Origin of the sequence: Streptomyces sp. NPDC059567 (genome assembly GCF_042735655.1) — a bacterium.
Classification (GTDB): Bacteria; Actinomycetota; Actinomycetes; order Streptomycetales; family Streptomycetaceae; genus Streptomyces.
This window is the reverse complement of sequence record NZ_JBHWBS010000155.1, coordinates 1-10175: the sequence shown is the minus strand read 5'-3', so window position 1 is coordinate 10175 and position 10175 is coordinate 1. Positions and strand designations below refer to the sequence as shown.

The 10175-nt window shown below is 72.2% G+C and carries 7 protein-coding genes and 3 pseudogenes; 5 read left to right on the top strand and 5 right to left on the bottom strand.

Features of this window, described 5'->3' with window-relative positions; genetic code table 11:
- Together ACFVZW_RS35665 and ACFVZW_RS35660 are read right to left on the bottom strand one after the other, a co-directional pair.
- Window positions 1-533, bottom strand: a pseudogene (locus ACFVZW_RS35665) (hypothetical protein); the annotation flags it as partial.
- 25 nt (window positions 534-558) lie between these two features.
- Window positions 559-1262, bottom strand: a pseudogene (locus ACFVZW_RS35660) (flavodoxin family protein).
- Window positions 1263-1592: 330 nt separating this feature from the next.
- Here ACFVZW_RS35660 and ACFVZW_RS35655 point away from each other — a divergent pair.
- Window positions 1593-2095 (top strand): annotated as a pseudogene (locus ACFVZW_RS35655) (IS5 family transposase); the annotation flags it as partial.
- Window positions 2096-2138: 43 nt separating this feature from the next.
- Here ACFVZW_RS35655 and ACFVZW_RS35650 read toward each other — a convergent pair.
- The 3 genes from ACFVZW_RS35650 to ACFVZW_RS35640 form a co-directional block, all read right to left on the bottom strand.
- Window positions 2139-2654, bottom strand: a complete 516-nt coding sequence (locus tag ACFVZW_RS35650) for a DinB family protein (RefSeq protein ID WP_384530557.1) — start codon at window positions 2652-2654, stop codon at window positions 2139-2141.
- A 162-nt stretch (window positions 2655-2816) separates the two neighbouring features.
- Window positions 2817-3095: a hypothetical protein gene (locus ACFVZW_RS35645; protein WP_384530555.1), complete on the bottom strand. Its 279-nt coding sequence runs from the start codon at window positions 3093-3095 to the stop codon at window positions 2817-2819.
- Between the two features lie 175 nt (window positions 3096-3270).
- Entirely contained in the window at window positions 3271-4518 is a 1248-nt protein-coding gene (locus tag ACFVZW_RS35640) for an ROK family protein (protein ID WP_384530553.1), read from the bottom strand.
- A gap of 67 nt (window positions 4519-4585) precedes the next feature.
- On the opposite strand from ACFVZW_RS35640, the gene ACFVZW_RS35635 reads away from it, so the two are divergent.
- From ACFVZW_RS35635 to ACFVZW_RS35620, 4 genes are all read left to right on the top strand, one after another.
- Window positions 4586-5149: a winged helix-turn-helix transcriptional regulator gene (locus ACFVZW_RS35635; protein ID WP_384530551.1), complete on the top strand. Its 564-nt coding sequence runs from the start codon at window positions 4586-4588 to the stop codon at window positions 5147-5149.
- Window positions 5146-6072, top strand: coding sequence for a ketopantoate reductase family protein (locus ACFVZW_RS35630; protein WP_384530549.1), 927 nt, complete (start codon window positions 5146-5148; stop codon window positions 6070-6072). The genes ACFVZW_RS35635 and ACFVZW_RS35630 overlap by 4 nt, the downstream gene beginning before the upstream one ends.
- 77 nt (window positions 6073-6149) lie before the next feature.
- Window positions 6150-9755, top strand: coding sequence for a WGR and DUF4132 domain-containing protein (locus tag ACFVZW_RS35625; protein WP_384530547.1), 3606 nt, complete (start codon window positions 6150-6152; stop codon window positions 9753-9755).
- A partial coding sequence (locus tag ACFVZW_RS35620; protein WP_384530545.1) for an AAA family ATPase occupies window positions 9752-10175 on the top strand: 424 nt, incomplete at its 3' end. The genes ACFVZW_RS35625 and ACFVZW_RS35620, both read left to right, overlap by 4 nt.

The window sequence follows — 10175 nt, the reverse complement described above, 5'->3', positions numbered from 1 at the left end:
ATCGCCAACTCCTCGATGTAGGCGGGGAGATCGGCGGAGAGCTGCTTGATGAGCGCGACGACGGTGTCGCGGGACTGGGCTCCGTCACCACAATCGGCCATCGCCATGGAGGAGGCCACGGCCTCCATGGCCTCCTCCATCGAGCCCAGCTCACCGTGCACGGCTTCCGCCGACGGCGGGGGCAGGGTGGGCTCGGACACCTCCGCGGTGGGGGCGTGTCCGTGCTCCCGGGACACGACCGCGGCCCCGGGTACGGAGGAGGCGGGCCACGACTCGCCGGGGACCGGTGCCGCCTGAGCGGCCCCCTTCGCCTCCTCCTTGGCCGCCTTCCTGGCCTCGGCCGCCGCGCGCTTGTCCTCCTTGCGCTGCTGCCGCTTGGCGCGGAACTTCCGGAACGCGCCGAGCGCGTTGTGGTCGGGGTGGTCGCAGTAACGGGAGGCCGGTCCCTCCTCGCCGGGCGCCTTCGGCTCGGGCGCGTGGGTGCAGCCCGGGTAGGCGCAGGTGGGAACGGTGTCGACCGTCTCGACAGTCATGATTCTCAGCCTTTCGTTGCTGATGTCAGCGGTATTCCGGGTTCTCGAAGCCGAAGCGGCAGCCGGCGGCCCACTCCGACTGCTGGGTCCCGTGCGTGGGGATGCGGCGTCCTTGAGCAGCCGGGCCATGTGGAGCACGTTCCACGTCATGAACGTGGTGCTCCGGTTGGTGAAGTCGTTGGCGGGACCGCCGGAGCCCGGATCGAGATACGAGGGGCCGGGACCGGCCTCTCCGATCCAGCCGGCGTCCGCCCTGCGGTGGGATGACGTACCCCAGGTGCTGGAGGGCCGTAGAGGACCTTCATGGCGCACTGCTCGGCGCCGTCCTCGTTGCCGGTGATCAGACAGCCGCCCACCCTCCTGGAGCAGGCGTACTGCCCGGCCTCGTCGAGCAGGCCGGAGCAGGCGTGGAGCCGCTCGATGACCTGCTTGGCGAGGGAGCTGTTGTCACCCAGCCAGATCGGCCCGGCGATGACGACGATGTCGGCGGCCATCACGCGCTGGCAGATCGCCGGCCACCACGCTTCGCGCTGCCGGCCGTGCTCGGCCATATCCGGGCCACACCCCGGTGGCGATCTCATGGCCGATCGGCCGCAGGTGCTCGACGTGCACGCCCTGCTTCTCCTTGATCCGCGAGCTGAGGTCGATCAGGCCATGCTTATGGCTCGGCTCCGGGCTCTTCTTCAGCGTGCAGTTGAGGAACAGCGCACGCGGGTCGTCATGGTTCATACCCGTCAGTGCCGCCAAACGGCCGAACGTTACAAGTGGGTTCGGCGGGAGCGCGACCGGGCAGTTCAGTCGGTCGGTTTGAGTGCCGCGGCAGGCGGACCCGACGGGCGGTAGCGGCCGTCGGGTCCGATACCGCCCGCCCGCCACTGGGCGCTACCAGCTCAACGCGCCGCAGACATCGGCGGTGACAGTGGCCGCGTCATCATCCCTTCCCTGTCCCGCCTTTGCTGCCGAGCGGCAGGTGCCGGGCGCGGGTAGGCGCGCGGCCTCCCTGCGGTTCGCGGGGAATGTGCCGTTCACCGCCGCGCACGCGGCGGATGCGATGGACAGCTGATCGACGGCATACGGTTCCGGGTCCGGGCCGGTGTGCCGTGGCGGGACGTGCCTGCCCAGTACGGGCCGTGGGGCCGGGTCCACGACTCGTTCCGCCGATGGCAGCGGGCCGGCACCTGGCACTGGCTCCTCACCCGGCTCCGGGACCTGGCCGACACGGAGGGTGCGATCGTGTGGGACCTGAGTGTCGAGTCCACGGTGTGCCGTGCCCATCAGCATGCGGCCGGGGCCCGCAAGTGTCGGTGGACTCCTCTGGCTGGGGAAGGCGAGCGCCGTCCCCTGGCCCTGCTGATCACTCCAGGCCGGTGGGGTGATGCCCCGCAGTTCATCCCCGTCATGGAACGCATCCGTGTCGGCCGCGCCCCGGCGGCGGACGCCCCCGCACCCACCCGGACCACCTCGGGGGTGACAAGGCGTACTCCTCCCGCCGCAATCGCAGTTACCTGCGCACACGGCAGATCAAGCACACCATCCCCGAGCCGAAGAACGGGTGGGCGAACCTCGATCCGGCTCTGGCTCCGGGCGTGACCCGCAGGGCAGCTCTCAGGCGCCGGTCCGCCCGTCGACGAGCTCACGCACGACATCGAGGTGGCCGTTGTGGCGGGACGTCTCCTCGATGAGGTGGAGGATCACCCAGCGGAGATCGACGTAGCGGCCGTCTCTGATGGGACGCTTGGCCGTTGAGTTCAGCTCGTGGTCGGACACCAGGCGACGGTAGCGGGCGCTCTGTTCCTCGTACTCGGCGAGAAGCTGCGGCAACGGGATGTCGACTGCTGTTCGCATCTCGGGGTCGGGATCATCGTCGGTCGCCTCGGTGAGCGGTCCCGCAGGTTCCTCACCCAGGAACACCACTTGGAACCAGTGGTACTCGACCCACCGCAGATGGCTGATCAGCCCGCACAGCGTCATCAGCGGTGAACTCGGGAGTGGGGCCTTGCGGGCGTCCTCGGCGGACACGCCCTCACACTTGGCTCGCGCGGTATCACGGGCGTAGTCCAGGAAGGTGGTCAGCTGCGTACGCTCGTCCCACGTGGGAGGCATGTCGGTTCGTTGAATCATCGCGGGGAGTTTCCCGCAGCTCGGAACGGGTGTCGACTCAATTGTTCGGAAGAACCGTCAAGTGCCACGGCACCGGCTGTGCTCAGGGAGAGCCCGGCGAGATCCGCCGGACAGACCCTGGGCATCGGAACAGAGCTGCGTACGGATCCGGCTCCAGGTGCGTTACACGCCGACGATCAGCGCTACCGCAGCGACCATCCCCAGGTGGGCGACGGCGAGCAGGAACCATTCGAGGACGCCGGCACGCCAGTGGTTGCCTGCCATGACACGCCACTCGCGAATCGTGAACGCGACGGCAAGCAGGAGCAGCGGAGCCCAGAGCAGGGCCCACCAGGACCAGGCCGCGCCGAATCCCAGCACCGCGCACGCGGCCCCGGTGAGCAGCACCATGAGCGACCAAGCCGGCTTTCCTTTGTCCTCGGCGGTGAGGGGGGTACTCACGGTTGGCGATCTTTCGCGACCGCACCGCCGTCGACCAGCTCATCGACACCGCCGCCGGACTCCTCGCCCGCGTCGGCGACGACCTTCCGTGGGGCGATGCATGCCGTTCGCGCGCGGGGCGCGCGCGGGGCGCGCGCGGGGATCGCCGGACGTGGGATGTCCGGGGCGCCTGGGGTCAGTGGCCGTGGGCCAAGGGGTCTGCCAGGACGTCGCGGATGACCACGGCTGCCGCTCCGCGCGCCGCGTCGGCCGAGGTGGAGGCCGGGCGGAGGCGGCCGGCGGTGGGGGTCCAGAGGCCGGAGACGACGCGGCGGGCGAGTTCGGCGTCGACGGCGGGGCCCAGGCGGGGCATCAGGCGGGGGTAGATCCCGCCGAGGACGACGACCTCGGGGTCGAGCAGGTTCACCGCGCCGGAGAGGGCGAGGCCGAGCATCCGGCCGGCCTCCTCGACGGCGGCCAGCGCTCGCGGCTCGCCCGCCGCCGCTCGGCGCGCCAACTCCTCGACGCCCGAGGGCCCGGTCTCCCCCTTCTCCGGGAGCCCCGCCGCCCGCAGGAGCGCCGACTGGCCGGCGTACTGCTCCAGGCAGCCGCGCGAGCCGCAGCGGCACAGCGGCCCCTCCGCGTCGACGGCCATGTGGCCGATCTCGCCGGCGAACCCGTGCGCGCCGCGCAGCAGCTCGCCGTTGACGACGATCGCGCCGCCGACGCCGATCTCGCCGGTGAGGTGCACGAAGCTCCGTACGTCGCCCAGGGCGCCGAACCACAGCTCCGCGAGGGCCGCGACGTTGGCCTCGTTGTCCGAGGCGACCGGCAGCTCCGGGCGCCCGGGGCGCAGGGCGGTGAGGGCGGCGGCGAAGATCCGGTCGGCGTCGACGCGGTTCCAGCCGAGGTTCGGGGCCTGGTGGACGGTCCCGGACGAGACGAGACCGGGCAGGGCCAGCCGTACGCCGGTCGGGTGGAGTTCCCGTTCCGCCGCCCGCGCGAGGACCCTCGCCGCGATCCGGGCCGCGCGCCCCAGGACCTCGGTCGCGTCGGCCGCGCGGTTGTCGAGTGGCTCGGTGATCCGCAGCCGGTCGGTGCCCGCCAGGTCGACGACGCACACGGACACGTAGTCGACGTTGATCTCGACACCGAGCCCGGCCGTTCCGGTGTCGGCCGCCTTCAGTACCGTCCCCGGCCGCCCCGCCTGCCCGCTGAACGTCTTGCCCGACTCCACCAGGAAGCCCTGGTCGAGGAGGTGCTCGACCAGCGAGGAGACGGCGGCGCGGGTCAGTCCCACGCGCGCGGCGACCGCGGCGCGGGTCGTCTCGCCCGCCTCGTGCACGGTCCGCAGGACGAGGCTGAGGTTGTGCCGTCGCACGCTCGCCTTGTCGGCCTTGGGTGGAGCCGGGTGCGCGTCCCCGGTCCCCGGAGTCTTCTTCATCGTGCGCCGAGCCTAACCCCGGCGAAAACAGTTCAACCACCGAACTCTCTGCGCTACTGTCTGCGCCATGCCACTTCCGCGCGACTACAGCGGTCAGACCTGTGCCCTCGCCCGTTCGATGGAGATCATCGGCGAGCGCTGGACCCTGCTGATCGTGCGCGACGCCTTCTACGGAGTCCGCCGCTTCGGGGAGTTCGCCGCCCATCTGCGCCTCCCCCGCGCCATCCTCACCGACCGGCTCACCACCCTCACCGAGGCCGGTGTCCTCCAGCGCCTCCCCGACACCGGGCGCCGCGAGGTCTACGGCCTGACCCCCAAAGGGGTGTCGCTCTGGCCCGCCGTCCGCGCGCTCACCTCCTGGGGCGACGAGTTCTACGCACCGGACGGCGGCCCACGCCGCGTCTTCCGCCACGTCGACGACGACGCCCCCCTCGCAGGGGACGGCCGCTGCACCGGCTGCGGAGCGCCGGTCCAGGCCCGCGACACCCTCGTGACCCCCGGCCCCGGACTCGCGCCCGCGTCCGAGGACGACGACCCGGTGACGGTGGCGCTCGCCCGCCCGCACCGTCTGCTCAGCCCGCTGCTCACCCCGTCCGCCACCCAAGGCCCCAAGAGAGGTTCCCACTCATGAAGATCCTGGTCGTCGGCGCCGGAGCCACCGGAGGCTATTTCGGAGCCCTGCTGGCCCGCTCCGGACAGGACGTCACCTTCCTGGTCCGTCCGCACCGCGCCGCCGTGCTCCGCGAGCGCGGCCTGCGCATCATCGGCCGGGACGACGAATGGTCCGTGGAGCCTCGGCTGCTCACGGCCGACGAGCTGACCACCCCGTACGACCTCGTCCTCCTCTCGGTGAAGTCCACCGCCCTGGAGCAGGCGATCGAGGACATCGCCCCGGCCGTGGGCCCCGACACCGCGATCGTGCCGCTGCTCAACGGGCTCGCCCACATCGACACCCTGAACGCCCGCTTCGGCACCGCACCGGTCCTCGGCGGTGTCGCCAAGGTGGTCACCACCCTCAGCGACGAAGGCGACATCGCCCGCCTCGCGCCGATAGCCCATCTGACGATCGGTGAGCAGGACGGGTCCCCCTCGCCGAGGGTGGAGAAGATCCGGGCGGTACTGAGCGAGGCGGGCATCGACGCCCTGGTGCCCGAGGACGTGATGGCCTCCATGTGGCACAAGTGGGTCTTCATCACGACCTTCGGCGCGGTGACGAGCCTGATGCGCGGAACGGTCGGTGAGGTCAACGCCGTCCCGGGCGGCGCGGAACTGGGGCCGGCGGTGCTGGCGGAGGCGGCGGCCGTCTCGGCCGCGGCGGGCCATCCCGTACCGGAGTCCGAACGGGCCGCGACACTGGGCATCGTGACCGCGCCCGGGTCCTCGATGGTGCCCTCCCTCTACCGCGACCTGGTGGCCGGGCGCCCGACGGAGGTCGAGCACCTCTTCGGCGATCTGGTGGCCAGGGCCCGGGCCCTGTCGGTGCCCACCCCCCTCCTCGACCTGGCGACACTGCACCTGCGCGTCCACCAGGAACGGGTCGCGGCCGCCCTCTGATCCCACGGCCCGATCCCGTTGTCAGAGGCTCGCGTTAGTGTGCGGACACATGATCAACCGGGAAAAGGGGAGGGCCCGTGCGGCGCTGGGAGTACGTCGGTGACGGTTCGGACAAGTTCTGGGAAGCCGAGGCGGCCGGGGCATCGGTGACGGTCCGTTTCGGACGCGTCGGCACCGACGGCCAGACTCGGGCCAAGGAGTTCGACTCCTCCGAGGCCGCACGGTCGTACCTGGTCAAGGCCGTCGCGGAGAAGGAGCGGAAGGGCTACAAGGAGGTCGGCGAGTCGGCGGTCACCGTCCCGCCCGCGCCGGAGAGCGCCGCTCCGGAGGTCCCCGAGGCCTCCGGGTCCGCGCGCGCCGTCCTGCCCGACGAGGACACCTTCGTCCTGCCCGCCGCCTGGAAGCGGAATCTGCGTCCCCGGCGGGGAGGCGTCCGCCGTACCGTGCCCGCGGTCGACGCCGGCGCGCCGGCGCGGCTCCGGGCGTTGCTCGCGGGGGAGGCCGAGGTGATCGAAGAGGCCCTCGGCTCCGCGCGGAGTGATGCCCGGATCGTCGAGGCGGCCCGCGCGCACCGGGAGGGGAAGCCGAACGTGGTCGGCGCCGCGGCGCTCGCGGCGATGCTCAACGCCGAGCGTGAGGGCTACGCGCTGGTCGCGGACGCCTGGGCGGCGGAGTTCGGGCTGCCTTTCGCCGCCTGCGCGGCGGTGGAGCTGTGGGAGACACGGAACGAATGGGAGCAGCGGGACCACCGCAGTGTCGTCGTCGGGATCAGGGTGAACCCCGAGGGCGCCGGCGGCTGGGGTTGGGGCACCACGGGCGCGGCCCTCGACCGGGTCAGGGCCCTGCTCTCGGTGGCCGACGACGCCACCTACCGGGCCACGGTCGAGGCCCTGGCCGGGCACCGGCACAGCGTCCGCAGGACGGTCCAGGTGTCGTACCTCGTCCCCTCGGAGGCGGGGTGGGTGGACGAGTGCTGCGCACAGCTGGGAGAGTCGGCGCACGTGGACCTCGGCACGCGCACGATGCTTCTGTGTGCGCTCGGAACCGCCGAGCAGGTCGCTCTGCTCGGCGACTACGCGCTCGGCTATCGCGGCTGGAGCCCGGCCGTCATCGCGACCGTCGCCGAGGGCGTGGGCGCGGCCATGGCGCCGCTGCTCGGGCGTGAGCTGAACCGGGAGTACATCGACACGGACACCACCAAGGCCATGGCCGCCGCGCTCGGCGAACTCCCCTCCGACGTGGCGTTCCGTCACTTGGTGGACCTCATCGACGACAAGCACGTGCGGGGCGTCCTGATCACCGCCGCGCGTCGCTTCCCGGTGCGCGCGCTGCGTCTGCTGGCGGAGGCCGCGCAGGGGGCGGACGAAAGCGCCACCACGGCCCGACGACTGCTCAAGGCGCATGTCGCCGCCCACCGTGAGATCGCGCTCGCCGTCCTGCCCGAACTGTCCGAGGAAGTCGCCGAGATCGTGGGGCCGCTCGCGCGGCAGGAAGGCCACGTCGAGGAGGTCGCCCTCGACTCCCTGCCGGAGCTGCTGACCGCTCCGCCGTGGACGCGCCCCCGCAAGGTCGTCAAGCCGCGGGTGGTGACCGGGCTCGTCGCCCCGTCGGACTCCCGCATCGAGTGGCAGCCGGGCGAGCAGCAGCAGTGGACGACCGCCGAGTCCTGGGTCACGGGCTGGCAGCCGTACCGGCCGCTGGAAGAGCTGGTCGAGCAGATGCGCCAGGGGCGCCAGAACTCCTGGCACGACATCGCGGTGTTCACCCACGGCCCCGTCGAGCTGGTCCGGCCACTGCTGGCCGACTGGCAGGGCGGTGGCATCTACGACGGTGAGAACACGTTCAAGCCGATGGTGGCCCGGCACGAACTCGCCGCGCTCCCCGCGGTCCTGCGGAGCGCCGCAAGCCAGCCGACGGCGCTGGCGCCGATCCTCATGCCCTTCGTCGATCCCACCGTCGCCAGGCTGATGGCCGACTGGCTGGAGCGGCTCAAGATGGCCGGGAAGACGGCCACGGCCTGGTTCGTCCGGCACGGCGCCGAGGCCGCACGGCTGCTCGTGCCCGACGCCCTGGGCAAGCCCGGTGCGGCGCGGACCGCCGCCGAGCGGGCACTGGCGCTGATCGTGTCGGCGCACGGCGCGGATGTCGTACGGAAGGCGGCCGCGGAGTACGGCGCGGAGGCGACCGAGGCGATCGAGATCCTGCTCGACTCCGATCCGTTGGAGGCCGCGCTGCCCGCGCGGATGCCGGAGCTGGGCGGCTGGGCCGATCCGCTCGCTCTTCCGCAGCTCCTGACGTCCGCGGGCGGCGCCCTGCCTCCGACGGTCGTCGGTCACGTCCTGACCATGCTGGCGCTCTCCAAGCCGGGTGGGCTGTATCCGGGTGTCGCCGTCGTACGGGAGCTCTGCGCGAGGGACTCCCTCTCGGCGTTCGCCTGGGCGCTGTTCGAGGAGTGGCGGCTCGCCGGGATGCCCCCCAAGGACGCGTGGGCGCTGCACGCCCTCGGCTGGTTCGGCGACGACGACACGGTCCGCGCTCTCACCCCGATCATCCGCGCCTGGCCGGGCGAGGGCGCGCACCACCGGGCGGTCGACGGGCTCGACGTGCTGGCCGCCATCGGCACCGACGCGGCGCTGCTGCATCTGCACGGCATCGCCCAGCGGGTGAAGTTCAAGGCACTGAAGCTCCGCGCGCAGGAGAAGATCTCCGCCGTGGCGGCGGAGCTGGGCCTGACCGGCGAGCAGCTGGCGGACCGTCTGGTGCCGGATCTCGGCCTGGACGCCGACGGGAGCACGGTCGTCGACTACGGCACCCGCCGCTTCACGGTCGGCTTCGACGAGCAGCTCAGGCCCTTCGTACGGGACGAGAGCGGCCGGCGCCTCAAGGATCTGCCGAAGCCGGGCGTACGGGACGACGCCGAGCTCGCCCCGGCCGAGCGCAAGCGGTTCGCCGCGCTGAAGAAGGACGCCCGGACGATCGCCTCGGACCAGGTGCGGCGCCTGGAGGAGGCGATGGTGACCCGGCGCTCCTGGACGGGGGCGGAGTTCCGGCAGCTGTTCGTGGACCATCCGCTGGTCTGGCACCTGGTGCGACGTCTGGTGTGGCTCGCCGAGGAGGAGGGGACGGTCACCGCGTTCCGGGTGGCCGAGGACCGGACGTACGCGGATGCCGAGGACGAGACGGTGTCCGTCGCCGACGACGCGACCGTCACGCTCGCCCACCCCCTGCACCTGGGTGACACGCTGGTCGAGACGTGGTCGGAGCTGTTCGCCGACTACGAGATCGTGCAGCCGTTCCCGCAGCTCGGGCGACCGGTGCTCGCGGTGACGGAGGAGGAGGCCGGCGGGGCGCGCCTGACCCGCTTCGAGGGCATCACCGTGCCCGTCGGCAAGCTGCTCGGGCTGCAGAAGCGCGGCTGGGAGCGGGGCCAGCCGCAGGACGCGGGCGTGGAGCGGTGGTTCTCGCGCCGCATCGGGCCCGAGTGCTATCTGGTCATCGCCCTGGACGAGGGCATCGCGGTGGGCATGGTCGACATGTTCCCGGACCAGACGCTGGAGACCATCTGGCTGGACAAGCGGCCTGGTGACCACCGGGGCGGCCGGGAGTACCGGCTGAAGTTCGCGGACCTCGACCCGGTGACCGTGTCCGAGCTGCTGGCCGATCTGACGGAGTTGACCTCGTGAGCGCCCGCATCGCCGAGTCGCCCGAGGAGGGGCTGCAGCGGCCACCGGCGGAGATTCGGTACGCCGAGGAGCTGGCTGCCCTGCGGGCCGGCGACACCGATCACCGGCCCCCGGGCTGGCAGTTGAGTCTGCGGGCCGCGCGCCGGTTCATCGTCGGTGACGACGAAGCGGGCGTCAGCCGGAAGTTCGTCGGCGACACCGCCCTGGTCGAGCGCGCGCTCGTGACCCTCGCCACCAACCGCGGGCTGATGCTGGTGGGTGAGCCGGGCACGGCCAAGTCGCTGCTCTCCGAGCTGATCGCGGCGGCGGTCAGCGGTGACTCCACCCTCGTCGTCCAGGGCGGCGCGGAGTCCGTCGAGGTCGGTGACGGCGGTGAGGTCGGTGCCGTCCGACATCTCCAGGCCCCACACGGGGTGGCTG

Coding starts and splice junctions, on each gene's coding strand:
- ACFVZW_RS35650 (WP_384530557.1), bottom strand. CDS start 2,654: ATGATTCAACGAACCGACATGCCTCCCACGTGGGACGAGCGTACGCAG.
- ACFVZW_RS35640 (WP_384530553.1), bottom strand. CDS start 4,518: ATGAAGAAGACTCCGGGGACCGGGGACGCGCACCCGGCTCCACCCAAG.
- ACFVZW_RS35635 (WP_384530551.1), top strand. CDS start 4,586: ATGCCACTTCCGCGCGACTACAGCGGTCAGACCTGTGCCCTCGCCCGT.
- ACFVZW_RS35630 (WP_384530549.1), top strand. CDS start 5,146: ATGAAGATCCTGGTCGTCGGCGCCGGAGCCACCGGAGGCTATTTCGGA.